The following is a 26,560-nucleotide window of genomic DNA, read 5'->3' as shown; positions in this document are numbered from 1 at the left end:
ATCCCCTCAAATCCCTGGATCCGGCGACGGATTGATGTGTTCGGTCACGGAGTGCTCTGCGGGCGCTGGGCGACAGCGAGTTCACGCTCCGTCAGCGGAGGGGTCGTCAGTTTGGGCAGGGCGGGGCCGCGCAGGACGGCGAGCACGACCTCGGGGCGGACCAGCGCGGTGAGCGGGGACGAGAGCGTGATCACCTCGAAGAAAGCCTTGGTGACGAGCGGCCGTCCGGTCGCGGTGAGCAGCAGCCGGTCCACGTACCGGCGCAGTACCTTCGCGCCGAGTCCGGGCTGCCGGCCCACCGCTCCCGGGTAGAGGATGTCCTGCCCGGTGGCCAGGTCCCAGGCGACCGAGACCGGACGGGCCACCGCCCGCTGCACCCGGCGGGCGAGCCCGGCGCAGGCGAGCCCGTGGACGGACACGTTGTCGCGCAGCGCGACCGCGCCCTGGGCCGCGACCGAAAGCCCGTGCCCGTAGACCGGGTTGTACGTGGCAACGGCGTCGCCCAGCGCGACGAAGCCCTCCGGCCACTGCTTGACCCGCTCGAAGAAGATCCGGCGGTTGACGGTGCTGCGGGTCACGACGACGTCCGAGAGCGGCTCCGCCTCGGCGATCAGTTCCCCGACGACGGGGTGGCGGACCGAGCGGGCGAACTTCTCGAACTCCTCGGCGTCGCCGGTCGGCTGGCCGCCCCGGGTGCCCGAGAGGGTGACCAGCCAGCGTCCGCCCTCGATGGGCACGATCGTCGTGGTGCGGCCCGGCACCGGTTCGCGGGCGTCCGACTGCACATTGACCAGCGGATAGTCCCCGCTGCCCGCGGGGGCGCGGAAGACACGGCTCGCGTAGGCGAGGCCGGAGTCGACCTCCTCCTCGTGCGGCGCGGGCACACCGAGCGCGCCGAGCCACACCGGGGCCCGCGAACCGCGTCCCGAGGCGTCCACGACCAGGTCGGCGTCCAGGACGGATTCCGCGCCCCCGGCGGTGCGCACCCTGACCCCGGTGACCCGGGCCGAACTCCCCTCCAGGCCCAGCAGTTCGGTGCGCTCCAGGACGGTGACACCCGGCCGGGCGACGACCTGCTCGCGCACCACCCAGTCCAGCAGATCACGGCTGCACGCGATCATGAACTGCATCTCCGGCCAGCGGCGCAGCCAGCCCTGTGACTGCATGGACACGAGGCCCGTGGGCAGCGGGATGCGGCGGGCGCCGGCCGCCAGCCAGCGGTCGGTGAGCCCTGGCAGGAGGTCCTCCATCGCCCGGGCGCCGCCCGACCACACCACGTGGACGTGACGGGCCTGGGGGAGTCCCTTGCGCGGCTCGGGACCGGCCGGCAGCACGTCCCGCTCGACGACGGTGATCACGTCGGCGTGCTCGTGCAGCGCCGCGGCGGCCAGCATTCCGGCCATCCCCCCGCCGATGACAACGGCTCTGCGGGGGCCCGTACCCCGGCGGAAGCTAACGGGTTCGCTCATGGGAATCGCTCTCTGACCTGGTCGCGGCGCGCCTTCGGGCTGCCGCGACGACGGGTGACTGACGCAGGACGACGGACATCCGCACCAGATCGCGCGGCCCTTCGGGCGGCGTCGAGCCGGATGCCTCGGCGGAATTGACGATCTTGCCGAGGGGGTCGGCGGCCCGGGCCCGTACCGCTTCCGTCACCATCATCGCGTCGGCCTCGGCGTGCGCGAGCAGCGGGTCCGATCCTGCCGCGAGCGCCGCCTCGTAGGCCGCGGCGCGCACCTTGGCGTCGAAGTAGGGGTACAGGCCCAGCATGCCGTCGTGGATGTCCGACTCGCGCTGCGTCACACGGAGTTCGGCCGAGGACCACCAGGAGATGTGGACCGGCCGGTGGTGCCGGGGCGCCCCGGCGTGCAGTACGTGCCACAGCGGCCCCAGCTGCCGGTAGGTCGCCCAGGTGCTCCAACTGTCCGCGAACCGCTGGCAGGCCAGCGGCAGACAGAAGCCGACCGCACTGATCTGGGCACCCCAGGAGGCCAGCGTCGGGGCCACGTCCGAACTGAGGTAGTCCAGGTCGTGCCCGCCCCAGCGGGCGAACACCGCGCTGAACTTGGCTACGAGGTAGGCCAGATTGAACAGATAGCCGAACACGATGATCAGCAGCCCGGCCCGCAGCCAGCCGTGCACCTGGAGCGCCCAGCGCCAGCACATCACGTTCATCGAGACACCCGCGACGGTGAGCGCCACGAGGTAGAGCACGATCATTTCCCGGATGTACGGAGTGTTGGCGTAGTACGTGTCCAGGTCCCGCAGCCGCTCCACCGGAGTCTTCCCCAGCGCGAACAGCACGATGAGCGCGACGACTTCGATGCTGTACGCGGTGATCCACCGGCGCGAGATCCGCCGGGTCTGTTCCGGGGGTCCGCCGCGCCAGTTGACGATGAGGATCAGACAGGAGGCGCTGAACGCGCTGAGCAGCGAATAGACCAGGGGCGCCGAGAAGTTGCGGATGCCGGTCATCCGGTTGACCGCGGCGATGGTCGGCGGTGCGGCGAAGAAGAAGACGAGGCCGGCCATGGCGAGCAGCGCGCACACGGCGCGCAGCAGCGGATCACGCCAGGCCCGTACCAGCGAGGGGACCTTGAAGGCGAGCGCGGCCCCCATCGCGGCGGCCGGTATGTAGTAGTCCTGGCTCTGCACGCCTCAGCCCTGCGGCCCGCGGTACCCCAGCGTGGCCTCGATGCGGCCGGCCAGCATGTCGCGGCGCACCGGTCCGCGCATGCCGGAACCGGTCAGCCAGGGGCGGCACTTGCTGCCGAGGAGCAGCCCGAAGCTCTCGGCGTCGGTCTCCTCGGACAGGTGGGAGCGGGTGCGAGCGGCCACTTTGCGGACAGCGGCGCCGAGGTCGCCCTCCGCGGACAGCAGACGGGCCGCGACCGTCCCGCCGTCGACGTGGTGGCTCCCGTGCCCCGCGTTCATGTGCCACAACTCGTGGCCCAGAATGACCAGTTGGTGGTCCGGGGCGGTCCGCTCCTCCACCACCACCAGATCCCGGTCCGCCATGTCGAGCCAGAGCCCGCTCGCGGTGCCCGCCGGGAAGGCCGCCATGCGGAACTCGACGGGGCGGCCGCGGCGCTTGCTCATGCCCTCGCACAGGGCGGCGTACAGAGCGGTCGGCTCCGCCGGGGCGGGGATCGTGATTCCCGCGACCAGCTCGCCGCACAGCCGGCGCATCTCCTTGCCTATGCCCACCGTTCTCCCCGCCAGCCGTTCATGGAGCAGCACTTCGTCGAGCAGCCCGTCTCTGTGCAGCCTGCCGAGCCGTACGCGATTGATCCAGTCAACATTGAGCCGGAGTTCGTTGAACTTGGCATCACATGACGGCCTGAAATGAATGGACGGCGTCGTCCGGGCAGGCCGAAGGGTACGGCAGGGTGCTGCCGCCGCGTGGTGCGGATCACGTCAGGACTCCGACCGCTTGACGCTCTCCAGGAGCATGTCGAGCCACTCGGTGACCTTGTCGTGGTGCTTGTCCGTGGGCAGTTGGGCGGCCCGCCAGGCGATGCCGCGTACCCCGTGGTCCTGGAGCAGGCGCTCCAGCGCGTCGCCGCCCGGCGCCCCGGCGAGCGCTCCCTCGCGTTCGCGGCCCGCGAGTTGCTGGAGCAGCTCCTGCTCGGTGCGCAGCAGTGCGCCGCCGAGCGCGTCGGTGTCGTCGGCCGTCAGGAACCCCGCGTGGACGCCGAAGAAGCGCTGGATCGCGTCACAGTGCTCCATCGTCGGCCGCCGGTCGCCGTTGATCAGCGCGCCCGCCTGCTGGCGGGACATGCCCGCGCCGTCGGCGATCTCCTGCTGGGTGTACGGGCGGCCGTTGGGTTTGCGCCGGGTGCTGCGCAGCAGGCTGAACCGCTGCAGGAAGCGTGCCTGCAGATCGGGTTCGCCGGCCGGCTGCCCGTCGAGGAGCGCGCCCACGACGTCGGCCGGAACGCCCGAGGCCTCGGAGAGCCGGTGGACGTCAAACACGTCCGCCTGGCTCGTACCGAGCTTTCCGGCGAGCTCGGCCACACGGGCGACGACGGCCGCGAGGGGGCCCGTGGCCGCCGGTCCCGGAACCAAGAAGCCGTCCGTCACCAGTAGTTCTCCTAGATCATGCGAGGTCGGTGGGCACAACAGTGGATGCTCCGGAGGTTAGCGGGTCCCGGCAACAACAACCAGAACTTGCCACAGTTGTGGCGCAATCAATGCTTCGGGGGGCCGGAATGCCACGATGCTTGACATCATTGTGTCGGCGGTATCAGGATCGCCACGCGGTGTGAAGATCGCCCTCCGAGCCCCGGGCGGGCCCGAAGGCCGGCCGCCGCACTCGCGGGCCAGCAAGAGGAGTCGCGTACTCGATGGCGGAAGAATCGGTGGCGAAGGATTCGGTGACCAAGGTTGTGGCAGCGCACGCTCCGGTGGTGGGGCGCCCGTTCGCCCTGGTCCAGGAGCGGCCCGGACAGCAGACGGCCGCGGGGGAGCGTGCCGCCGACAACACGACGACCGCGAGAACGGGCGCCCCGGTGGCCCGGGCGCTCCCGGACGACCCGGAGCTCAGGGCCTATGTCGACGACTACTTCGCGATGACGGACGCCCTGCCCTTCCCGTCCGTGGTCCTCGACCCGGGCTGGGGTGTGGCACACGCGAACCCCGCGTACGACGCGCTCTTCGGCGGCATCGGGCCGCACCCCACCGCCATGCCCGGCCACAACTTCCTGCGCTTCGTGCTCTTCCACCCGGACGCGGCCAGCGTCCTCGCCGAGCACGAGACGGCCTGGTGCCTGCCGATGCTGGCCCAGTTCGCCGAGGCGTACGCCGACGACGAGAGCGCTCCCGGCCTGCGCGACATCCGCCAGGAGATCGCCGACGACCCGATCATGGACGCGGCTTTCCGGCTCGGCCTGCCGCACTGGGTCCGGGCGGTCGGCGACGCGGCGGTGCACCACGACGGAGCGGTACGCCACGTGCGCCACCCCGATCCGGAGCGCGGCCGCACCAGCTGCCGCGTGGTCAGCGAATCCCCGCGCACCCTGCGCGAGTTCGGGTTCCGTCGGCTGACCCTGGTGCTCCGCGAGACCGAGCCCGCCGTCACCCGGCGCGGCCGCGCCCACCTCAGCGTGGTGCCGACCCGCTAGGTTTCGGCCAATCCCGGGCGAACTCGGCCTGCCGCAAAGGATGTTGCTTGCTAGCGTGACCGCGGCGGGTCAAGGGGCGGGCGCATCGGGGGCGGGACATGCTGGAGCTCACATCGACGGCGGCGATCGCCGCCGTACTCGGCTCGGTCGGCACGGCCGTCGCGAACGAAGCGGGCAAGGCGGCCTGGGAGAGCGCCGGCGGCCTTGTCCGCCGCATCGTCGGCCGCGAGGTCAGGGCCCCGCGCGGCCGCGACGAACTCGACAGCGTCGCCCAGCAGGTGCACGACGCCCTGCGCCACAACCCTGCCCTCGCCCAGGCCTGGACGGCGTTCGCCCGCAGCGCCCCACGCCCCGGCGGGCCGAACCGGGTGCCCGCTCTGCACGCCTCCACCCGCTTCTTCACCGACCGCGACAGCGAGCGCAAGGCCCTGAGCGCGGAGGCCTTCCGCAAGGCGGACGGCCGGCCCCGGGTCGCCGTACTGCACGGCCCGCAGGGCATCGGCACCAGCGCCCTCGCCATCCACTGGGCCTGCACCCAGCTGGGCCGCTTCCCCGACGGACAGCTGTACGCCGACCTGCGCGGCACCGGCTCCACGCCCGGAGCCGACCCGGCGGCCGTACTGCGCCTGCTGCTCCAGCAGTTCGGCATCCCGGCGGCCGAGATCCCGCCCCGCCCGGACGACCGCCAGGCACTGCTGCGGGCCTGCACGGCGGACCGCCGACTGCTGATCGTCCTCGACCACGCCCGGTCCGCCGCGCAGATCCTTCCCGTACTCACCTCCGAGCCCGGCGTGTTCGTCGTCGTGGCGGCCCGCCACCCGCTGCCCGGCCTCGACGCGGGGGGGATTCCGGTCGGGCCGCTCGCCGACAAGGACGCGCGGCGGCTGCTCACCCAGGTCGCCAAGGCCGGGAACGTACCGCTGGACCGGGCCGCCGTGCCCGCCGTCCTCGCCCGCTGCGAGGGCTCGCCCTTCGCGCTGCGCGCCGCCGTGGCCCGCCTCATCGCGAGGCACTGGCGGCAGGACGCGGCCCCGGGCGGCGACGCGGCCCGCACGGCCGTCGCCGACGGCATCCGCGACCTCGGCCCGGACGCGGCGCGCGCCCTGCGGCTGCTCGCCCAGCGCGACTGGCCCGCCATCGGCGTGCCGATGGCCGCTGCCACGCTGGTGGTGGACGAGCCGACCGCCGAGCGCGTCCTGGGCGAACTCGCCGACAGCCACCTCCTGGAGAGCGCGACCAACGGAACGTACACGGCCCCTGGCACGTACTCGATGCGGCCGCTGACACGGGAGTACGCCGCGACGCAGGCGCTGCGCGAGGACGGAATCGAGGCGGCGGAAGAGGCGGTGCGGCGCGCGGTGCGCTGGTGTGTCGCCTTCGCGGAACCGGCGAGCAAAGCGGCTCTGCGCGCGGGCTGGCGCCTCGGCGATCCGGAGCCGCCGGCCCAGGACGGCGTGCGGTACGCGGATGCCGGCGAGGCGCTCAGCGCGCTGCGCGACCAGCTCGGCAACCTCCTCCAAGCGGTGGTCACCGCAGAGGAGTTGAGGGATGCCGACGCCGTCTTCCGCCTGAACCAGGCCCTGTGGCCGGTGCAGCTGAAGATGGGCTGCCACGACGAACTGCTCCCCGCCCTGCGCGCCGGCGTCCGGGCCACCGAGGCCCACGACCCGGGCTCCCGCGAGGCCGCCCGCATGCACACCCTGCTCGGCCTGAACCTCACGGAACTCGATCGAGGGGCCGAAGCACAGAGCGCCTTCACCACGGCCGCCCGCATCGAAGAGGCTGCCGGACACACCCGGGGCCATGCCACCGCCGTCGAATCCCTCGGACTGCTGCGCCTGCGCGAATGGCGCTACCGGGAGGCGTACGACTGCTTCGAGGCGGCGGACCGCATCCTCGACGGCGTGACGGCCGACGGCGAGGGAAGCGCGGATCTCCCGCGCGCCCGCGCCCTGTTGGAGTGCCACCGGGGCCGGGCTCTGCGCGGCCTCGGCCGATGGGCGGAGGCGGAGGCCCGCCTTCAGAGCGCTCTCACCTTCTTCCGCGGCACCCACGAGGCGTACAACACGGCCCGTACGCTCACGGACCTGGCCGAGACCTTCGAGGAGAGCGGCCGTGCGGCGGACGCGCTGCCCCTGATCGACGAGGCGATTGCGGCGCTGGCGAACGAACAGGCCCACTACCCGCTGGTCCGGCTGCGGGCGGCTCGTGTGCGGTGCGAGGGCTCGGCGGGGGAGTGAGGGGGCACAACCCCTAGGGCCGGGGCTGCTCAAGCCCCCGAAGGAGCAGTTCGACCAGTCGGCGGGGGTCGTAGCGCGGGTCGCTGTCGCGGCCGATGCAGAGGTTGCCGATGCCGCGCATCAGCTCGTACGCCTGCGTGCCCGGCCTGATCTCCCCGGAGCCGACCGCGGCGTCGAGCATCTCCGCGCAGACGGGCACCAAGCGGTCGAGGAAGTACGCGTGCAGCGCGTCGAAGCCGCTGCTGTCCGACTGCATCGCCTTGGCAAGCCCGTGCTTGGTGACCAGGAAGTCGACGAAGAGGTCGACCCACTGGCGAAGGGCCGCCAGCGGGGACCCGCCGTCGGTCAGGAGGCTCGGGCCGGCCTCGGCGCACGCCTCGACCTGATGGCGGTAGACGGCCACGACCAGGTCCGCCCGGGTCGGGAAGTGGCGGTAGATCGTCCCCATCCCGACGCCGGCCCGGGCCGCGATCTCACGGATCGGCGCGTCGACGCCGGAGGTCACGAACACGGCCGCGGCGGCATCGAGGAGCGTCTGCTGATTGCGCAGCGCGTCGGCCCGCTTGCTCCGGGCCGCACCCTCCCCGGCGGGACTTGTCCTGGGCACGCGCACTCCTTCCGACGACCGTTGACTAAACGGAACAGCGCTCCGTATATTAAACGGAACGACGTTCCGCTTGCAGCCTAGCTCAAGCCGGACGCGCCCGACTGCCCTCCTCGGTGCCGCGACCCCTGTGGAGCGGCCGTCAGGCAGGGGCCGTCGAGGTAGGTCGAAGCCACATTGCAGGACACATCGCTGGAACATCCCGGGCACATCTCAGCCACACAGCAGCAGGACATCGAAGGGGCACGCACACCATGAGCGAACCGACATCGACGTACGCAGCCCACACCTCCACCCCGCCGTCCTCCCCCGTCCTCTCGGTCGCACCGGTGGTGCTGCCGGCTCCCGGCCGGCCCGTGGACCTGGAGGTGCGGGTCTCCGCTCCGGTCACCGGAACCGGCCTGCCCGTCATCCTCCTCTCCCACGGCCAGGGCCACTCGAACCACCTCTCCTCCCTGAACGGCTACGCCCCCCTCGTCGACTACTGGGCGGCACACGGCTTCGCGGTCATCCAGCCCACCCATCTGAGTTCGACGACGCTGAGCCTGGACCCCACCACCCCCGGGGCGCCGATGTACTGGCGGTCGCGGGCCGAGGACATGACGCGCATCCTCGACGGACTCGACGCCATCGAGGCCGCCGTCCCACAGCTCGCCGGGCGCCTCGACCGCGGCAGGGTCGCCGTCGCCGGCCACTCGATGGGCGGCCACACCGCCGGCCTGCTCCTCGGCGCGAGGCTCACCGATCCGGACGACGGTACGGAGGTGAACCTGGCCGACCCCCGGATCCGGGCGGGCGTACTGCTCGCCGCGCCCGGCAGGGGAGGCGACGCCCTCACCGGCCACGTGGCCGAGAACTTCGCCTTCCTGCGGACCCCGGACTTCTCCCGGATGACGACCCCCACGCTGGTGGTGGCCGGTGACAAGGATGCCTCCGCCCATCTGACGGTGAACGGCCCCGACTGGCACACCGACCCGTACGCCCTCGCCCCGGCCCCCAAGTCCCTGCTCACGCTGTTCGACGCGGAGCACGGCCTCGGCGGCATCTCCGGCTACGACGTCGCCGAGACGACGGACGAGAACCCGGAGCGGGTCGCCGCGGTCCAGCACCTGACGTGGGCCTACCTCCGCTCCGAGCTCTATCCGGGGGACCCGGCCTGGGAGTTGGCGCAGGACGCGCTTGTGGCGAAGGGTGATCCGCTGGGGCGGGTCGAGTCCAAGTAGCGTTCCCCGGCCGTCACCTCGTGACCGTCACCCGGTGCACAGTGTGGCCCGTCCGGACGGTCAAGCCCTCCTCGATCGCCTGCTCAAGGGTGCCACCCGCCGTCAGCCAGGCGTGCAGGGCCGAGGCCGCGGCCGCCGGATCGAGGCCGGTGGGGGCGCCGGTGAGGCGGACGGGCGGGCCGGAACGCGTACGTACGGTGCATGCGCCCGGTGCGGTGACGTAGGCGGCCAGGGCGCTGTGCGGGTGGCGGGCGAGGGCCTCGGCCGTCCACTGCTCCGGTGACCCGAAGCGGAGGTCGTCCAGTGCTCCGTGCCGGAACACCACGTCCGCCAGGGCGAGTTGGTCCGCGTCGCGGGTGTCCTCGTGGACGGCCAGGTGGGCGTGGCCCTCGCCGTCCGGCTCGTACCAGGGGTCGGCGTACCGGGACATGTGGATCTCGGCTGGGTCCGTCGCCACCCGGGTGAGGATGCGCAACGGGACGGTGGGGAGCCGGAGTTGGAGCGGGGGCGTGCGGAGGCGTTCGAGGAGTGCGGGGCGCCGCTGCTCGGGGATGTTGATCAGGCGGTAGAAGAGGGTACGCAGCAGAGCCGCCGACTTGCCGGGGGACGAGGTGGTGAGGGTGGCCGGGCCGGGGAGCGGGTGGTGTTTCGCCATCAGGTCGTTCAGTTGCGTGGCCAGTGGCAGGTGCGGGTCCAGCCGGGGTGCCTGTCGCACGAATTCGGCCACGGGGGAGTGCGGGTCCAGGCCTTCCGTGGAGGCCGCTCCGAGCAGAACGGGAGTGCCGAGGGCCGCCGCGTAGTAGCTCACCGAGCCCTGGTCGCCGATCACCGCATCCGCCGCGAGCAGCGCCTGGCGCCAGTCGTGCAGGGGGTCGACGAGTACGAGGCCGCCGCGCCGGGCCCGGTCGAGCCAGGCCCGCACCTGGCCGGGGCCGTGCCCGTGCCAGATGTTGGGGTGCAGCACGGCGGCGACCCGGTACTCGTCGGCGGGCAGCTCGGCGGTGAGCCGGGGCAACAGGGAAGGGAGTACGTCGTCCCCGCCTCCGTCGCCGAACAGTGAATCGGGGTTCCATGTCGAGTTCAGCAGAACCAGACGCTGGCCCCGGCGCACCCCGAACGCCTTCTGGAAGCGCTCCCGGTAGGGGCGTTCGGCCAGCATCCGGTCGAAGCAGGGGTCCCCCGCGAGTTCGGCGGTGGGCACGGCCTCGGGGCACGCGGCGCGCAGGCGGTCCAGTTGCTCGGGGTGCGAGAGGACCATGGCATCCGCGACCGGTATGCCTTCGTGCAGCAGCCACTCGGGGGAGAGACCGAAGACGGGAGGGGGCGGGTTCCCGGGCGTCCGCACGTGGTTCGAGGCCGACGTCGAGGCCGAGATCGCATTGGAGGCTGTGGCCTCGGNGGCCTCGGGCGAACGGTGTCCGGTGTCCGGTGTCCGGTGTCCGGTGTCCGGTGTCCGGTGTCCGGTGTCGCGAGCGTCTTATTGTAGCCAACGCCGTGCGAAAGGAGAGCCAACTTCCCTGAAATGCGGTGGAGTTGACCGCCCAGGCTCGCCGTGATCGCCAGGTCGACCTTGGTTTCGAGAGCCTGCTCCCACGGCAGTACCGGCAGCCCGGTCTCGGCGAGCAGGGTTTCCACGCCGTCCTCGAACGCCGAGGAACCCGTGCAGGTGGCCAGGAGCTGTATCCGGAGGTCGTCGTGGAACAGCGGCAGCACGTCGAGCAGCCGGGTCGCCGATGTCACGTTGTGCACCACGAACAGCACGCGTCGGCACCGGCCGCGGGTCGCCCAGCGGGCGGCGTCGTCCCCGACCGGCACCCGTATGCGCCGTCCGCGGGACCCGTTCACCGCGCCACCCCCCAGCTCCACGTCCGCCATCCCCTCGTTGTGGTCCGGCCACGATAGCCAAGGGGCCGGGCCGCACCCCCGCGGGTAGCGGCCGTGTGGCGAGAACCGGGTGCCGGGTCGATCCGGGGCGGCCGCCGGGGAGAATGGGCGGGTGATGCTCCGCTACCGCGTACTCGGACCGACGCAGGCCCTGCGCCCTGACGGCAGTGAAGCGCGGCTCGGGGGAACCCGCCTGAGAGCGCTCCTCGCCGCGCTCGCCGCGGGCGCCGGGCGTGCGGTGCCCCAGTCCGTGCTGATCGCGCAGGTCTGGGGCGAAGGGGATGCGCCGCCCGCCGACGAGGTCGCGGCGGTGCAGGCCCTGGTGGGACGGTTGCGGCGGGTGCTCGGGCCGGACGCGGTGGAATCCGTGCCGGGCGGCTATCGGCTGGCCGCCCACGCCGACGAGATCGACCTCTTCCGCTTCGAACGTCTCGTGGCGGAGGGCGCGAGCGCGCTGGCAGCCAAGGACGCGGAGCGTGCGGCCGGACTCCTGGACGACGCGCTCACGCTGTGGCACGGCCCCGCGCTGGCCGACCTCCCGGAGCGGGAGGGCGACCCGCTGGTGGTACGGGTCGAAAGGCGCCGGGCCGATGCCCGCCGCAACCGGCTGGCGGCGGAGGTCGAACTGGGCCGCGCCGAGAGCGCTCTCGGCGAGGTGACCGCGCTCGCGTCCGCCGCCCCGCTCGACGAACCCCTCCAGGCCCTTCACATCCGGGCGCTGCGGGCTGCCGGCCGCCCGGCCGAGGCGCTGGCCGCCTACGAATCAGTACGGGAAGCGCTCTCGGAACGCCTCGGCACGAACCCGGGGCCGGAGCTGCGGTCCTTGCACGCCGAACTGCTCAACCCTGCGCGTGCCGAGGAGGGTGCTGGTGCGGGCGCGCCACACTCCGGGTCGGCCGATATGGCCTCGGCCCACAAGGGCCTCCGCGCCATGTCGTCGCACCACGGGGGCTCCCGCGATATGGCTTCACCCCACACGGGCTCCCACGACATGGCGCCGAACCACATGGGCTCATCGCACACGGGCCCACTGCACATGGCCTCACCCCACACAGGCTCGTCCCACACGGCCTCGTCCCACCTCGCTTCGCAGGACATGGCGTCCTCGCACACGGACTCGGCCCACATGGATTCACCGCGAGCCGATCCCGAACCCTCGCCGCTCCGCCCACCCGGCAACCTCCGTGCTCGCCTCACCTCCTTCGTCGGGCGGGAGCCCGATGTCCGTGCCCTGCACGACGATCTGCGGCAGGCGCGCCTGATCACGCTCACCGGGCCCGGCGGCGCGGGCAAGACGCGCCTCGCGGTGGAGGCGGCCGATGCCGTGGCGGGGGAGTGGGGCGATGGGGTGTGGCTGGTCGAGCTTGCGCCCGTACGGGATGCGGTGAGCCTGGCCGAGGCCGTGCTCACCGCGTTGGGTGCCCGGGAGACGCGGCTTGTCGGCCCGGCCGAGACGACGCCCAGGGACCCGCTCGCGCAACTGCTGGCCCACTGCGGACGCCTCCGCGCGCTCATCGTGCTCGACAACTGCGAGCAAGTCGTGGAAGCGGCAGCCGAGTTGGTGCAGGAGCTGCTCACCGCATGCCCGGACGTCACTGTCCTCGCCACCAGCCGGGAGCCGCTCGGTGTGCCGGGCGAGCGGGTGGCGGCCATCGGGCCGCTGCCGCACGAGAGCGCTCTCCGGCTGTTCGGGCAGCGCGGGGCCGCGGCCCGGCCGGGCTTCCGTACCGATGGCGATCCGGACGCGGTCACGGAGATCTGCCGACGCCTGGACGGGCTGCCGCTCGCCCTCGAACTCGCCGCTGCGCGGCTGCGGTTGTTCACGCCGCGCCAGATCGCGGACCGGCTCGACGACCGGTTCCGGCTGCTCAACACCGGAGCCCGGACCAGCAGGACCCTTCAGCCGAGACAGCAGACCCTGCGCGCGGTGGTCGACTGGTCCTGGGATCTGCTCGACGCCCCGGAGCGGGCCGTCCTGCGCCGCCTCGCCGTCTTCGCGGGCGGCTTCGCCCTGCCCGAAGCGGAAGCCGTCTGCGCGGATCCGGAGGAGGCGGGGCCCGAGAAGCCGAGCCAGTGGAATCCGGGCCCCGAGAAGCAAAGCCCGAGGAAGCCGGGCCCCGGGATGGGCGCTGCCGACGTCCTGGACCTTCTCGGCTCCCTCGTCGACAAGTCGCTGGTCACCGCCGCGCCCGCCGGTGACGCCGGAACGATGCGGTACCGCCTGCTGGAGACCGTCGCCGAGTACGCCGCCCAGCGGCTCGACGAGGCCGGTGAGCGGGCGGAGGCCGAGCTGCGCCATCTCGTCACGTACCGCGAACTCGTCCGCGTGGGCGAGGCAGCGCTGCGAGGCCCGCGCCAGCACGAGGTCATCGAGGGCCTCGAAGCCGAGCACGACAACGTAAGAGCCGCCCTGCGTACGGCAGTTGGGCGAGGACGTGAACAGGACGGGCTGTGCCTCGTCCTCGCCATGGCCTGGTTCTGGCAGCTGCGGGGGCATCAGGCGGACGCGCGGAGCTGGTCCGGGGCGGTGGCCGGGCTCGGTCCGGATCCCTTCGCCGAGCCCGTGCGGCCCGCCGTCCCCCTCGCTGGCCGCTGCACGGACAGCCCGCCGCCCTGGTCCGAGGAACAGCTGTGGGAAGCCCGGCGCGGGGTGCGCCTGATGATGTTCGCGGCCAGTGGTGGCGGCGACACGGAGCTGAACAGCCCCGAGACCTTGGCGTATCTGCGCCGGATCGTCCGGGTGTACGGGCCCGGCCTTCCGCAGAACAGCCGCCAGCCCGGCTCGGTCTGGTACTTCGCCCGGCTCCTCACCGGCGAGTTCACCGGGTTCGACCGGGTCGTCGACGAGATGGTCGCCGACGCCCGGCAGCACGGCGACCCCTGGGACCTCGCCTTCGCTCTCCTGCTCCGCGCGAAACTGCTCGACGGCAGCGACGCCGAGGATGCCCTCGCTCTCTTCGAGGGCGCCGGCGACCCGTGGGGGATCGCCGAATCCCTCTCCGCGCGCGGCGAGTCCTACGAGCGCGAAGGCCGGTACGAGGAGGCCGCCAAGGACTTCGAGCGGGCCCTGGAGAGCGTCACGCAGATGGGCGCGCATGCCCAAGTGTCCGTGTTCAAGGGCAAGTTGGCGTCGGCCCGCCTTGAGGTGGCTCACACCCCGGCCGAGCGCGAGGCGGCGGAACGGCTGCTCTCGGAAGCCGTCGAGGAGTCACGGCAGTCCCCCGAGGAGGGCCTCGGAACCGCCCGGATGCTCCTCGCCCAGCACTTCGGCCGCACCGGCCGAACCGGCGCGGCCCGACAACAACTCCAGCTGATGGAAGCCGAGTTCACCCCAGTGACACCCGACCTCTTCCGCGGTCTCGTCGCCGGGATGCACGGCTGGCTCGACTGTCTGGACGGCGAGTACGCCGATGCCCAGGACCGGATCCAGGACGCGGTACGCCATCTGGAGAGCCAGGCCTATCTGGTCGCCCCCAATCTGATCCTCAGTCAATTCCTCTCCGCCGCCTGGTCGAAGGCCGAACTGGGAGCCGCTGCGGACGGGGCCAGGCTGCTCGGTGCGTACGACCGCAACTCGACCGGACGCGACAGCTTCGGGTTCCGCCCGCTGCCCGCCGAGCCCGAGACCCGGCGCCAGGCGGAGGCCGCACTGCGCGCGGCGCTCGACCCGGCGGCGTACGACCGCGCCTACGCGGAAGGAGCGGACCTGGACGTGCGGCGGGCCGCCACCCTGGTCTGACCCGCGCCGAGTCGGTGCGGCGCGGTGACCTGGTCCCGCCGCCCCGGCCCGATGCGCCCCCGACCTGGTGCTGACTGCTCCATCCGGCTATTCCTCCGTGTCCCCGGCATGCGTCTCACGCCCGGGCTCCGGCCGTCGGGGCGGGCGCCCGCGGAACGTCGACATCCCGGCCGCAGGACCGGTTCCAAGGCCGGTCCGGCAGGGCCCCGGGTGGGGCGCGAGGGGCGCGCGTGAAGCTCGGCTGTTGGCCCGCTTAAGAAATCCTCGATGGACTCGGCGGCCCCGGCTCGGCAGATTGGTGATCAGCAAGATCGGCCGGATCGTCCGCATGTGCAAGATCATCCGTCGGATCCGCCCCTTCCTCAGCCCGTACGTCCGGCCACCGATCCGTGGCCGGCCGCCCCTCTCCGTACGCCGGGAGCTCCGCCCATGAAGGCACTTGTCAAGCAGCACGCCGAACCCGGACTGTGGCTCATGGACGTTCCCGAGCCGGAGACCGGGCCCGGCGATGTGCTGATCAAGGTCCTTCGCACCGGCATCTGCGGCACCGACCTGCACATCCGCTCCTGGGACGGCTGGGCGCAGGGCGCGGTCAAGACCCCGCTGATCCTGGGCCACGAGTTCGTCGGCGAGGTCGCGGCGGTCGGCGCGGACGTCCAGGACATCGCGGTCGGCGACCTGGTCAGCGGCGAGGGCCACCTGGTCTGCGGAAAGTGCCGCAACTGTCTGGCCGGGCGCCGCCACCTGTGCCGCTCCACCATCGGTCTCGGTGTCGGCCGCAACGGTGCGTTCGCCGAGTACGTGGCGCTGCCCGCCTCCAACGTGTGGGTGCACCGCACCCACGTCGACCTCGACGTGGCGGCGATCTTCGACCCGTTCGGCAACGCCGTGCACACCGCGCTGTCGTTCCCGCTGGTCGGCGAGGACGTGCTGATCACCGGCGCGGGCCCGATCGGCATCATGGCCGCCGCCGTCGCCAAGCACGCCGGCGCCCGCAACGTCGTCATCACCGATGTCAGCGAGTCCCGCCTGGAGATCGCCCGCAAGGCCGGTGCCACCCTCGCGCTGAACGTCGCCGAGTACGACATCGCGCACGCCCAGAAGCAGCTCGGCCTCAAGGAGGGCTTCGACATCGGCCTGGAGATGTCGGGCCGCCCCGAGGCGATGCGCGACATGGTCGCGAACATGACGCACGGCGGCCGCATCGCGATGCTCGGCCTGCCCGCTCAGGAGTTCGCCGTGGACTGGGCGAAGATCGTCACCTCGATGATCACGATCAAGGGCATCTACGGCCGCGAGATGTTCGAGACCTGGTACGCCATGACGGTGCTGCTCGAAGGCGGTCTCGACCTCAGCCCCGTGATCACCGGCAAGTACGGCTACCAGGACTTCGACGCGGCCTTCGACGAGGCCGCCACCGCCCGCAGCGGCAAGATCATCCTCGACTGGACCGTCTGAATCCCGGACCGGCCGGACACCCCCTAGGAGCCCCGAGCATGTACGCGAACGTCCGCGACGACCTCCAGAAGACCCTCGACGAGATCAAGGAAGCCGGTCTCTTCAAGCCCGAGCGCGTGATCTCCACCCCGCAGAGCGCCTCCGTCTCCGTGCCGTCGGGCGACGTACTCAACTTCTGCGCCAACAACTACCTCGGCCTCGCCGACCACCCCGAGGTCATCGCCGCCGCCAAGGACGCCCTGGACCGCTGGGGCTACGGCATGGCCTCGGTCCGCTTCATCTGCGGCACCCAGGACGTCCACAAGGAGCTGGAGGGCCGCCTGTCGGCATTCCTCGGCCAGGAGGACACGATCCTCTACTCGTCCTGCTTCGACGCCAACGGCGGCGTCTTCGAGACCCTGCTCGACGCGCAGGACGCGGTCATCTCCGACGCTCTGAACCACGCCTCGATCATCGACGGCATCCGCCTGTCCAAGGCGGCCCGCTTCCGCTACGCCAACCGCGACATGGCGGACCTGGAGGCCAAGCTCAAGGAGGCGTCCGGGGCCCGGCGCCGCCTGATCGTCACCGACGGCGTGTTCTCCATGGACGGCTACATCGCCCCGCTCCAGGAGATCTGCGACCTCGCCGACCGCTACGACGCCATGGTCATGGTCGACGACTCGCACGCCGTCGGCTTCACCGGCCCCGGCGGCGCCGGCACCCCCGCGCTACACGGCGTGAGCGACCGCGTCGACATCATCACCGGCACCCTCGGCAAGGCCCTGGGCGGCGCCTCCGGCGGCTACGTCGCGGCCCGCGCCGAGATCGTCGCTCTGCTGCGTCAGCGCTCCCGCCCGTACCTGTTCTCGAACTCGCTCGCCCCGGTCATCGCCGCCGCGTCCCTGAAGGTCCTCGACCTCCTGGAGTCGGCCGGTGACCTGCGCGAGAAGCTCGCCGCCAACACCACGCTCTTCCGTACGAGGATGACCGAGGCGGGCTTCGAGATCCTGCCCGGCGAGCACCCCATCGCGCCCGTCATGATCGGCGACGCCGCCGAGGCGGCCCGCATGGCCGAGCTTCTCCTGGAGCGCGGCGTGTACGTGATCGGCTTCTCGTACCCGGTGGTCCCGATGGGCGCGGCCCGTATCCGCGTCCAGCTCTCGGCGGCGCACTCCACCGAGGACATCGAGAAGACCGTGGCCGCATTCGTCGACGCGCGAGCGGCGATGAGGGCCTGACGCGCGCGCGTCGATGGAGGGCTGACGCCCGCGCGACAATGGCTGGGTGATCGACCCCCGCCGGCTCCGCATCCTGCGTGCCGCGGCGGACCACCGTACGGTGACCGCCGCGGCAGCAGCGCTGTATCTGACCCCCTCCGCCGTCTCGCAGCAGCTCGCCGCCCTGGAGCAGGAGACCGGGCATATCCTGCTCACCCGCAGTGGCAAGGGCGTACGGCTCACGGCCGCCGGCGAGATCCTCCTGGAGCACGCCAACGCCGTCCTGGCCCAGCTGGAGCGGGCCGAGGCGGAGCTGGCCGCCTACGCGGGCGGCGCGGCCGGAGAGGTCACCGCGGCGGCCTTCGCGACGGGTATCGCGGAGGTCCTCGCGCCCGCGATCACGCGGCTGCGCGCCAGCCACCCCGCGATCCGGGTCCGGGTCCGCGACGCTGAGGGCGACGAGGCGCTGCCGCTCGTCCTGGACGGCGAGGCCGATCTGGCGCTCGCCGTCGAATACCGGGGCGCGCCCCGCGAGGACGACAGCCGCCTCTCGCGCGTCCCGCTGTACGCCGAGCCCTTCGACGCGGTTCTGCACGCGGCGCATCCCCTCGCCCAGTCCCCGCAGGTGCCCCTGTCCGCCCTCGCGGACGACGACTGGATCGGCCCCTACCCGGGCAACCCCTGCCACGACGTGATGCTGCTGGCCTGTGAACTCGCGGGATTCCAGCCCAAGTTGGTGCACTCCTCGGACGACTTCCGGGCGGTGGTCGCGCTGGCGGGCGCGGGCGCCGGGGTGGCTCTGGTGCCGCGTTCCGCGCTGCGCGGCATGGAGCAGAAGGACACGGTGGTACGCCCCGTGGAGGGTCCGGCGGCGACCCGCAGGGTGTTCGCTGCGGTACGCAGAGGAGCGGAGAGTCACCCGCTGTTCCGCCCGGTCCTGGAGGCACTGGCGGAGGCGGCGCGGGGACTGCCCACGGAGTAGGGGCTAGGCCCAGGCGGGCGCGGTCCCCGTCAGCTGGCAGACCACCAGGTACAGCGGGATCGGCGGGGTGTAGGGCGTCGTGCCCTCCGGGAAGTTGATCAGGCGCGGCCGGTCGGCGTCCGGGACCACGGCCCCGGGTGCGTAGCGCACCGGCCGGGGCCAGGGCAGATCCTGGTCGGAGCCGGCCGGCACGATCCACCACCACCAGTCGGCGGAGGCGAAGACACAGCCGGACCGGGGCAGCCGGGAAAGCAGCCGGAAACCGTGCACGGCGGGCACCCCCACCGCGTCCCGCCCCAGTGTGGCGGGCCGTATCGCGGGCAGAAGGACCCCGCCGCCCCTTTGAGCGGCGGAGCCGCCGGGCCCGGGCACTCCGTGCGCACCCCCACTGCGCACGGGGCCACGGGGCCCGGCGGTTCCGGACCCATCGGGTCGCGGGCCCTGTCGCCCGGACCTGGGTCCCCAGGGAAGCATTTCTCTCAGCACGGCCGGCCCGGCCCGCCGTGCGCGAGCTCGGCCCAGACGATCCGGCCGGGCCCGTACGGGGCGTCGTGCGCGCCCCACGCGCTGCTCACCGCGTCCACGAGCAGCAGCCCGCGTCCGCGCTCCTCGTCGTCGTCCGAATAGCACAGGCGCGGGCCCGCGGAGCCACCGCCCAGGTCCCTGACCGCTATCCGCAACGCCCGCTGGAGATCGGTGAGTTCGCACAGTATGTGGTCGCCCGCCGTGTGCACGACGGCGTTGGTGACGAGCTCCGAGATCACCAGGGCGGCGGTCTCGTGCAGGTCCTCGTGGTGCCCCCAGCCGGTCAGCATGTCCGTGCTGCGCCGCCGGGCGAGAGACACCGAATCGGTACGGGCCGGCACGTCGAAGGCGTACCGCCGCACAGCGGTCCCGGAAGGTGCGCCTGTCAGCTGCGGGATGAGCGCGTTACCAGGAGCCACGACCGGAATCCTCACAGTGGGGAAGCGGTACCCGGCACGGCCTCCCCCGAGGCTGCACACGAACACCGCGTGTGAACTGGTTCACCGACCTACCTTGTACCCGCGGCGGACACTTGGCAAGGGGCACTCTGAAAATTGCAGAGTGCCGTTCTCCTCTCTGCAACGACATGGCACACTGCTCGCAACAGCGCGTGGGGAGGTCTGAAGTGAGTGAACCCCGGTCCGCCCCGACCGTGGGCCAGGTCGTGCTGGGCAGACGCCTGCAGGACCTGCGCGAGCGGGCCGGCCTCAGGCGCGAGGAGGCGGCCAAGGTGCTGCGGGTGGCCGCGGCCACAGTCCGGCGCATGGAGATGGCCGAGGTTTCCCTCAAAATCCCTTACGTGGTCCTGCTGTTGAAGGCGTACGGGATCGGCGACGGGGAGGCGGAAGGTTTCATCGCCCTGGCCGAGGAGGCCAACAAGCCGGGCTGGTGGCAGCGCTTCCACGACATCCTGCCCGACTGGTTCAGCATGTACGTCAGCCTGGAGGGCGCGGCCTCGCTGATCAGATCGTACGAGCCGCACTTCGTGCCCGGGCTGCTGCAGACCGAGGAGTACGCCCGCCACGTCATGCGCAGCGGCGCGCTCGGCGCGACCAGCGAGGCCGACATCGACCGGCACGTGGCGCTGCGCATGGAGCGCCAGTCGCTGCTCACCCGCAAGGACGCCCCGCGGCTGTGGGTCGTCCTGGACGAGACGGTGCTGCGCCGCCCGGTCGGCTCGCCGCAGGTGATGCGGGACCAGATCGACCGCCTCCTGGAGGCGTCGGCGCTGCCCAACGTCACCGTGCAACTGGCCGAGTTCGCCACTGGGCACCACCCGGGGACGTACGGGCCCTTCGTCCTCTTCCGCTTCGCCGTGCCCGAACTGCCGGACATGGTCTACAGCGAGTACCTGACCGGAGCCGTCTACCTGGACGCGCGCCCCGAGGTGGCCACCCATCTGGAGGTCATGGACCGCATGGCGGCTCAGGCCGCGACTGCACAACGCACGAAGGAGATCCTCAAGGATCTCCGCAAGGAGCTGTGAATGGATCACATATACGACGGCGGGCCGGCGGACGGGCGCATCTACAACGGCATGCCCGCCACCGAACTCGGCGCCGAGGGCTGGCACAAGCCGTGGAGCGGGGGCAACGGCGGCAACTGCTTCGAGGCCATGAAGCTGGCCGACGGCAGGGTCGCGGTGCGCCAGTCCGCCGATCCCGAGGGTCCCGCGCTGATCTACACCCCCGGTGAGATCGCCGCCTTCATCCAGGGCGCGAAGTCGGGCCAGGCCGACTTCCTGCTGACGTGATCCCCTGCTCGACCTCTCAACCGCCTTGATTCCCCCACCTGTTCGCTGACCTTCATCCCCATGGAGCGCACATGACCGGGCAAGACCGCACTGCCGTGACGATCGACACCAGCAAGCCCCATCCGGCCCGGGTGTACGACTGGTTCCTCGGCGGCAAGGACAACTACCCGGTCGATGAGGCGCTCGCCGAGCAGCTGCTCGCCCTCGACTCGCGCGGCCGCGACATCGCACGGGTCAACCGGGCCTTCATGCACCGCGCCACGCGCTGGCTCGCCGAGCAGGGCGTACGCCAGTTCCTGGACATCGGCACCGGCATCCCCACCGAGCCCAACCTCCACCAGGTCGCCCAGCGCACCGCGCCGGATGCCCGCATCGTGTACGCGGACAACGACCCGATCGTGCTGCGGCACGCGGAGGCGCTGCTGCGCTCCACCCCCGAAGGCGTCACGGAGTACATCCAGGCCGACGTCCGCGAACCCGAGCGCATCCTCGAACTCGCCCGGGGAACCCTGGACTTCGCGCGTCCGGTCGCCCTCTCCCTCATCGCCCTGACCCACTTCATCGGGGACGACGACGATGTGTACGGCATCGTCGACCGCCTCCTCGGCGTGCTCGCACCGGGCAGCCATCTGGTGCTCTCGCAGATCACCGGCGACTTCGACCCGGAGAGCGCGGCCCGTGCCGTGGAGCTCTACAAGGGCGGCGGCGTCACCCTGCGCCCGCGGACCAAGGCCGAGGTCACCCGCTTCTTCGACGGCCGCGAACTGATCGCCCCGGGCGTCGGCCTGGCTGCCGCCTGGCACCCCGAGCTCGGCGAGCCGGCGGCCGAGGGCGACGCGACGATCCCGGTGTACTCGGGCGTGGCCCGCAAGGGCTGAGGGCGCGGGGCGGGCCCGCGCCCGCCCCGCCCACCCCCTGTGTCTCACCCCACGTCGAAGACGTTCGGCAGGCCGAGCCGGTGGCGCAGCCGGTCGCTGCCCTTCAGGAAGTCGAGCTCCGGAGCGCTGTACAGCGGGGTCACCGTGCAGCGGGGCGCGGACGAACCCACCCGGTCCAGAAGGGCGTTGGCGGCCAGGCGTCCCGAGGTGTTGGCGCCCTCCATCGTGGCCAGGTCGATGGGGACGGCCACGTAGTCACCCGCCAGATAGAAGTTCGGGATCTTGGTGGCGGCCGACGGGCGGTTGTGGAAGGTGCCCGTGGGGTGGATGAGCAGCTCGTCCTCGTTCTGCGGGTTCGGCGTCCCGATGCCGGAGACGCCCGGGTCCAGGAACCAGGAGTGCAGTTTGGAGTCGCTGAGGGCCGTCTTGCCGGTGTCGTTGAGCGCGGCCTTCAGCTGCGCCCACACCTCGCGCGCCACTTCCTCCCGGGTGCACTGCTTGGCTGTCTTGCCGTACAGGATCCCGGGCTTGTCCCATTCGGAGATGTCGACGGAGAGGCAGTCGACGACCGTCCCGTCGCCGTAGTCGGCGGCGAACGGGCGCCGCGGCCAGTGCTCGGCCTGCGCTATGGCCGTCAGCGACCACTGCGAGTCGATGCAGTCGACGTGCCCGTGCACGATGTCGGGCCGCTCGGTCAGATAGAACTGAATGCCCGTCATCCAGTCCGTGCGCAGCTGGTCGCAGCGCGCCAGCTGCGGGTCGGCCGCACGCATCGCCGCACTCCAGGTCGGCCGCGCGTGCTCCACGGGAAGCGCCGAGACGTAGTGATCCGCGGTCACGGTCCGAACACTTCCGTCGGAGTCCTCGACCTGAACACCCGTCACCTTGCCTCCGTCGTACGTGACTTCGCGTACGGTCCAGCCCACCTTGAACTCGACGCCCAGGGAACGGAGTTGGGTGACCCAGGGGTCGATCCACGCCTCGTTGGTCGGCGCGTTGAGGATGCGGTCGAGCGGGCCGTCCGCACCCCGGCCCAGCGCGTTGAATATGAAGGCTTCGAGCAGGCTGCCCACCGTGCGGGTGCTGGCCTCCTCCGCCTTGGTCGCCACGATGTTGCGGGTGACACCGACGGCGAGGATGCGCTGGTAGTCGTAGCTCATCTGCGCGGCCCGGGTGAACGTCCACCAGGGCGTGGACTCCCACTGGTTGTCGCGGCGCTCCTGGCAGCTGGTGAGGAAGACCGCGAGCCGGTCCACGAAGTAGGCGACCTCGCGCGCGGGCAGCCGCTGGAAGGTGCCGAGCACCCCGGTCAGGGCGCGGCGGATGTCGTCGAGGGTGAGCGGCTGGGGCGTGCCGGCCCCCGGCATCGGCAGGCGCAGATCCTCCTGGCCGGTGCGCGCGAACATCATTTCCTTCGGCGCCACCAGGTTGTCCCAGACGCCGTGCTGGTTGCCGGGGAACGGTATCCGCCGCATCGTGTCCGGCAGGTTGTGATAGATGCCGGGGATGAACCGGAATCCGTGCTCGGCGGGCAGCGGCTTGCGCCCGCCCTTCGCGCTGTCCGGTACGTCCATGGAGCGGGCCTTCCCGCCGAGCGCCCGGCGCTCGAAGAGCGTCACCCGGAACCCGCGCTCGGCGAGCTCATGGGCGGCCGTGAGCCCGGCGACCCCGCCACCGAGCACGGCGACGCTCTGGCTGCCCGCGGTCGATGTGCCCGGAGCGGCGGAGGCGGGGGGCGCCTCGACCCCGAGGGCGGCCAGAGCGCCCGCCGCCGCCGTACCCGCGACAAAAGTCCGTCTCGTACTGCCCGTGCGCGCCACAGTGCTCCCTATTACCGGTGGTAACGGTCACGTCCGGCGCAGGAGCATACGGTCGCCTCGTCGATCCCGGAAGATGGAACGGCGCTCAACCAACGGCGATTAAGAGACGAATTCCTCGTCCCCGTAACGGACTTGGGCCTTCGCCCAGTCGACGCCCAGTGACGTGGTGAACTTCTGGGCCAGCGGCAGGTCGGCGAGCGGGGCGATGAGGGTGAGCCGGCCGTCGAGGGAGACCGACCCGCCGCCGAGCTCGTCGCGAGCCTCGGGGTCCGCGACCAGCGCGTCATGGAGCTGGGTCGCGGAGACGCCGGGCGCCTGGATCTCGACCGCGTCGGTCTCCGGCGACGTACGCGGCAGGCAGCGGAAGGTCAGCACGGACTCCTGGTGGTACTGCTTGGCGATGACCCCGGCGATGTGGTGCAGGCCGTCGCGGCCGACCCTGTTGACGTCGAACTCGCGTGAGCGCTCATAGGTGGTCTGCTTCAGGTCGCCGGACCAGAAGACGCCGTCGAGCAGCTTCGAGGTGCCGGGCCGGGCCCCGTTGGCGCGGATGATGCCGCGCACTTCGTGGTCGAAGCGGGTGAGACGGTTCTTGAGTCGCGGGTCGGCCGGATCGGTGATGATCGCGGTGTTGTTCGTGGCGAAGATCTCCGCCGTGGGGCAGTCCCGCCCCGTCGTGGCGGCCTGTGCGGTGCCCGCTCCCACCACTCCCAGCGTCAGGGCCCCGACCGCGACCAGGACGCGCAACCTCTGCTTCATGCCTCAACTCCCTGCCCCATGGCTCACGTTGCTGCGCCGATGGCGCATCTGGATCACCGTAGGGCCCTGGCGCAGGGTTAACCGCGGTAACTCCACGTATGGCCGATATCGAGTGGTCGTACCGGAGGGTGAAGGGGGCGGGCGACGCGCGACGTCCGCCCGGGGCCGGGTCACCGGCGGGTCACTGGCCTCGCCAGACGTTGTCGAAGGCCGCGTCCTCGATGCTGCGCCGCTGGCGTACGGCCGCCAGTTCCGTCACCGCGTCGTCGACGGCGGCCAGCACGGTCACGACCGCGTCGCCCGTGCGGTCGGCGAACTCCTCGGGCGGCTCGTCGCGGAGCCGGGCGGCGGCCGCGAGGCCGGTGAGAACGGGCTCGCCCGAGGCCCACCGCTCCACCGCGCGACGCTTCTCCGGTGAGTCGGCCACCGCGGTGCGACCGGTGCGCAGCGGAATCCAGCGCCGGTGCTGCCGGGTGACACCGCCTTCCGTCTCCAGGGCGCCGAGGTAGCTCGCATACAGGCCGCGTCCCCGGCGCCATAGCCAGTCCTCTACGGACTCGTACGGTGTCCGGCGGGCGAGGGCCGCCGCCGCTTCGGTCAGCTGCCGGTCATCCAGCTCGCGCGGCAGACCGGGGACGATGCGGTCGCCGTCCAGGGTGAGGATCCCGGCTTCGGCGAGATCGAGCAGCTCGGCTCCGGCGAGGGCCAGCGAGAGGTCGCCCTGCTCGACGGTGCGGTGGGCGGCGGTGCCATCCATGCTGACGAGCAGCAGGTCCCGTGCTGTGGTCATGCGCGGATCCTAGTGAGCCGGGGACGGCGCCGGGAGTGGGGCTCACCGTCGGCGCCCGCCCCGGTGAGGGGCGCGCCGGCCGGTCACCGGGCCGTCAGATGGCGTACTGCCAGCTGGTGAGCATGTACGCGCCGTACCAGGAGCCGAACAGGGAGGCCGCGGTCAGGACGATGACCGTGGTGCGTGGGCGGGCGTGGCTCAGGGCGCGGGCGAGGGGGATCAGGAAGATCAGGGCGGGGACCACCAGGCGGAGCTTGGAGTGGTAGTAGTTGCTCTGTCCGAGGGTGAGGACGAGGATCGCGGTGCCGTAGATCAGGAGCGGCGGCCAGGTGCCGCGCTGCCAGGCGAGAGCGGTGGCGACGATGAGGGCGAGGAGCAGCACGGCGGTGCTGACCGGGACCCAGCCGTCGGCCTCGGTGAACGCGTAGCCGAGGAAGTGCCAGAACGAGCTGCCGTTGTCCCAGCGGGTGTCCCAGCCGGCCTGCTGGATGGTGAACCAGGCGTCGGTCTGATGGAGGCGCCGGCCCACCCACCACAGGTAGGCCGGGGTTCCGGCACAGGCCAGGGCGATGGCGGCGAGGGGGCGCCACGTCACGCGGCGCTCGCGCATCAGGTGCAGCACGACGGCCGCGACCAGGGCCGCGGCCACGGCCGCGGCGGCGGGCCGGGCCAGCCCCGTGAGGAGGGCAAAGGTTCCGGCGGTGAGCCAGGCCTTGCGGTGGGCGGCCACGAGGGTGGCGGCCGCCAGGGCCAGGAACAGGGACTCGCTGTACGCCATGAGGAAGGCCAGTGCCATCGGCTGGGCGCAGGCCAGCAGGATGGTGGCGACGGTGGCGGTGCGGCGGTCGTAGAGCCGGCTCACGAGGAGGTGGACGGCGACGAGCGCGGCGATCATCGCGAGATGAGCGGCGACCAGCGCGGCGGTGCCGTAGCCGAGCCCGGTCAGGGCGTGGACGGTGCGGATCAGCGCGGGGTAGGCGGGGAAGAACGCCAGGTTGTTGCCGACGAGTTTGCCGGAAGCGTCATGGGTGAAGCTGTCGGGATAGCCGTTCTGGGCGATGGACCGGTAGAGGTCGCCGTCCCAGGAGAGCAGCTTGTCGTGGACGCCGGGTGCCCCCGGCGGGCTCATGGCCGCGAGCAGGACGAGGTGGAGGACGGCGGAGGTCGCGTAGACCGCCAGCGCGGGCCATGCCGCGTACCAGGCTCTGTGCGGCCAGGTGGTCTTGGCCGGTGCGCGGGGTGTGCCGTCGGGCGGATGGGTGGTCGTGGCGGCGGGAGCGGAGTGCTGGGCCTGCGCCGGTATTCGGTGGGCGCCGATCGCCGTGGTTGTCGAAGTCTTCATGGGGCTTTCTCGGTAGGCGGTCAGCGTGGTCGGGCGTCGAGGGCTGCGGGCGGGCCGCTCCCGCAGTACGGCGTGCCGCACGGCCGCGGCCATCGGGCGAGCGGGCTCCGGCCCGAGGTCTCGATGCCGGTCACGGCGAACCGCCCTCCGGCAGGCCGGGGGACCGGGGCGGTCCAGCGCTCGGTGAACTCCTCCTCGGTCAACTGCAGCCCCACTCCTCGCGTGATCGGTCCTTTGACAT

23 protein-coding genes are annotated in these 26,560 nt (G+C 72.0%); 10 read left to right on the top strand and 13 right to left on the bottom strand.

All coding sequences use genetic code 11. The features are described 5' to 3' along the window. Positions 1-44: 44 nt before the first annotated feature. The 4 genes from ABD346_RS32470 to ABD346_RS32455 all read right to left on the bottom strand — a co-directional run bounded on the left by ABD346_RS32470 (position 45) and on the right by ABD346_RS32455 (position 4,083). The gene (locus ABD346_RS32470; RefSeq protein WP_344379781.1) at positions 45-1,469 is read right to left on the bottom strand and encodes an FAD-dependent oxidoreductase; all 1,425 of its coding nucleotides are present in this window, start codon (positions 1,467-1,469) and stop codon (positions 45-47) included. Then, positions 1,453-2,655: an MAB_1171c family putative transporter gene (locus ABD346_RS32465; protein ID WP_344379779.1), complete on the bottom strand. Its 1,203-nt coding sequence runs from the start codon at positions 2,653-2,655 to the stop codon at positions 1,453-1,455. Before ABD346_RS32465 ends, ABD346_RS32470 begins: the two co-directional genes overlap by 17 nt. A gap of 3 nt (positions 2,656-2,658) precedes the next feature. Further along, a complete protein-coding gene (locus tag ABD346_RS32460; protein WP_344379828.1) occupies positions 2,659-3,189 on the bottom strand; it encodes a toxin-antitoxin system, toxin component in 531 nt (176 codons plus the stop codon). A gap of 228 nt (positions 3,190-3,417) precedes the next feature. Beyond that, positions 3,418-4,083: a helix-turn-helix domain-containing protein gene (locus tag ABD346_RS32455; RefSeq protein ID WP_344379777.1), complete on the bottom strand. Its 666-nt coding sequence runs from the start codon at positions 4,081-4,083 to the stop codon at positions 3,418-3,420. Between the two features lie 263 nt (positions 4,084-4,346). On the opposite strand from ABD346_RS32455, the gene ABD346_RS32450 reads away from it, so the two are divergent. Beyond that, positions 4,347-5,123 carry an MmyB family transcriptional regulator gene (locus ABD346_RS32450; RefSeq protein WP_344379775.1) on the top strand — a complete coding sequence of 259 codons (777 nt, stop codon included), beginning with the start codon at positions 4,347-4,349 and terminating at the stop codon, positions 5,121-5,123. 98 nt (positions 5,124-5,221) lie between these two features. Further along, positions 5,222-7,363, top strand: a complete 2,142-nt coding sequence (locus ABD346_RS32445; protein ID WP_344379773.1) for a tetratricopeptide repeat protein — start codon at positions 5,222-5,224, stop codon at positions 7,361-7,363. Between the two features lie 13 nt (positions 7,364-7,376). On the opposite strand, the gene ABD346_RS32440 is transcribed toward ABD346_RS32445, so the two are convergent. After that, on the bottom strand, positions 7,377-7,970 hold the full coding sequence (locus ABD346_RS32440) for a TetR/AcrR family transcriptional regulator (RefSeq protein ID WP_344379772.1): 594 nt from the start codon (positions 7,968-7,970) through the stop codon (positions 7,377-7,379). Positions 7,971-8,221: 251 nt separating this feature from the next. On the opposite strand from ABD346_RS32440, the gene ABD346_RS32435 reads away from it, so the two are divergent. After that, complete coding sequence (locus tag ABD346_RS32435; RefSeq protein ID WP_344379770.1) at positions 8,222-9,190, top strand: alpha/beta hydrolase family protein; 969 nt, start codon at positions 8,222-8,224, stop codon at positions 9,188-9,190. A 13-nt stretch (positions 9,191-9,203) separates the two neighbouring features. On the opposite strand, the gene ABD346_RS32430 is transcribed toward ABD346_RS32435, so the two are convergent. Next, the gene (locus ABD346_RS32430) at positions 9,204-10,535 is read right to left on the bottom strand and encodes a hypothetical protein (protein ID WP_344379768.1); all 1,332 of its coding nucleotides are present in this window, start codon (positions 10,533-10,535) and stop codon (positions 9,204-9,206) included. Positions 10,536-11,189: 654 nt separating this feature from the next. On the opposite strand from ABD346_RS32430, the gene ABD346_RS32425 reads away from it, so the two are divergent. The 4 genes from ABD346_RS32425 (at position 11,190) to ABD346_RS32410 (ending at position 18,452) form a co-directional block, all read left to right on the top strand. After that, complete coding sequence (locus tag ABD346_RS32425) at positions 11,190-14,813, top strand: AfsR/SARP family transcriptional regulator (protein WP_344379826.1); 3,624 nt, start codon at positions 11,190-11,192, stop codon at positions 14,811-14,813. 429 nt (positions 14,814-15,242) lie between these two features. Continuing rightward, entirely contained in the window at positions 15,243-16,271 is a 1,029-nt protein-coding gene (tdh, locus tag ABD346_RS32420) for an L-threonine 3-dehydrogenase (RefSeq protein ID WP_344379767.1), read from the top strand. Between the two features lie 38 nt (positions 16,272-16,309). Further along, a complete protein-coding gene (locus ABD346_RS32415) occupies positions 16,310-17,491 on the top strand; it encodes a glycine C-acetyltransferase (RefSeq protein ID WP_053725641.1) in 1,182 nt (393 codons plus the stop codon). A gap of 46 nt (positions 17,492-17,537) precedes the next feature. Continuing rightward, complete coding sequence (locus tag ABD346_RS32410; protein WP_344379765.1) at positions 17,538-18,452, top strand: LysR family transcriptional regulator; 915 nt, start codon at positions 17,538-17,540, stop codon at positions 18,450-18,452. Positions 18,453-18,455: 3 nt separating this feature from the next. Here the strand turns inward: ABD346_RS32410 and ABD346_RS32405 are convergent, their stop codons facing one another. Further along, positions 18,456-18,926: a hypothetical protein gene (locus ABD346_RS32405; RefSeq protein ID WP_381227537.1), complete on the bottom strand. Its 471-nt coding sequence runs from the start codon at positions 18,924-18,926 to the stop codon at positions 18,456-18,458. A 5-nt stretch (positions 18,927-18,931) separates the two neighbouring features. Beyond that, entirely contained in the window at positions 18,932-19,396 is a 465-nt protein-coding gene (locus tag ABD346_RS32400) for an ATP-binding protein (protein ID WP_344379763.1), read from the bottom strand. 206 nt (positions 19,397-19,602) lie between these two features. Between ABD346_RS32400 and ABD346_RS32395 the strand changes: the two genes are divergently transcribed. The 3 genes from ABD346_RS32395 to ABD346_RS32385 all read left to right on the top strand — a co-directional run bounded on the left by ABD346_RS32395 (position 19,603) and on the right by ABD346_RS32385 (position 21,608). Continuing rightward, on the top strand, positions 19,603-20,463 hold the full coding sequence (locus ABD346_RS32395) for a helix-turn-helix domain-containing protein (protein WP_344379761.1): 861 nt from the start codon (positions 19,603-19,605) through the stop codon (positions 20,461-20,463). Next, entirely contained in the window at positions 20,464-20,730 is a 267-nt protein-coding gene (locus ABD346_RS32390; protein WP_344379760.1) for a DUF397 domain-containing protein, read from the top strand. Positions 20,731-20,801: 71 nt separating this feature from the next. Next, positions 20,802-21,608 (top strand): SAM-dependent methyltransferase, encoded by an 807-nt coding sequence (locus ABD346_RS32385; protein ID WP_344379758.1) that lies wholly within the window; start codon positions 20,802-20,804, stop codon positions 21,606-21,608. Between the two features lie 44 nt (positions 21,609-21,652). Here ABD346_RS32385 and ABD346_RS32380 read toward each other — a convergent pair whose 3' ends face one another. The 5 genes from ABD346_RS32380 to ABD346_RS32360 all read right to left on the bottom strand — a co-directional run bounded on the left by ABD346_RS32380 (position 21,653) and on the right by ABD346_RS32360 (position 26,522). Continuing rightward, entirely contained in the window at positions 21,653-23,428 is a 1,776-nt protein-coding gene (locus tag ABD346_RS32380; protein ID WP_344379756.1) for a hydroxysqualene dehydroxylase, read from the bottom strand. 99 nt (positions 23,429-23,527) lie between these two features. Next, on the bottom strand, positions 23,528-24,187 hold the full coding sequence (locus tag ABD346_RS32375) for a hypothetical protein (protein WP_344379754.1): 660 nt from the start codon (positions 24,185-24,187) through the stop codon (positions 23,528-23,530). A gap of 181 nt (positions 24,188-24,368) precedes the next feature. Beyond that, positions 24,369-24,977: a GOLPH3/VPS74 family protein gene (locus ABD346_RS32370; RefSeq protein ID WP_344379753.1), complete on the bottom strand. Its 609-nt coding sequence runs from the start codon at positions 24,975-24,977 to the stop codon at positions 24,369-24,371. A gap of 94 nt (positions 24,978-25,071) precedes the next feature. Next, on the bottom strand, positions 25,072-26,319 hold the full coding sequence (locus ABD346_RS32365; RefSeq protein ID WP_344379751.1) for a hypothetical protein: 1,248 nt from the start codon (positions 26,317-26,319) through the stop codon (positions 25,072-25,074). Between the two features lie 20 nt (positions 26,320-26,339). Next, complete coding sequence (locus ABD346_RS32360) at positions 26,340-26,522, bottom strand: hypothetical protein (protein WP_344379749.1); 183 nt, start codon at positions 26,520-26,522, stop codon at positions 26,340-26,342. Positions 26,523-26,560: the final 38 nt, after the last annotated feature.

Origin of the sequence: Streptomyces mauvecolor (assembly GCF_039532965.1) — a bacterium.
Taxonomy (GTDB): domain Bacteria; phylum Actinomycetota; class Actinomycetes; order Streptomycetales; family Streptomycetaceae; genus Streptomyces; species Streptomyces violascens.
This window is presented reverse-complemented; position numbering and strand designations above follow the sequence as displayed.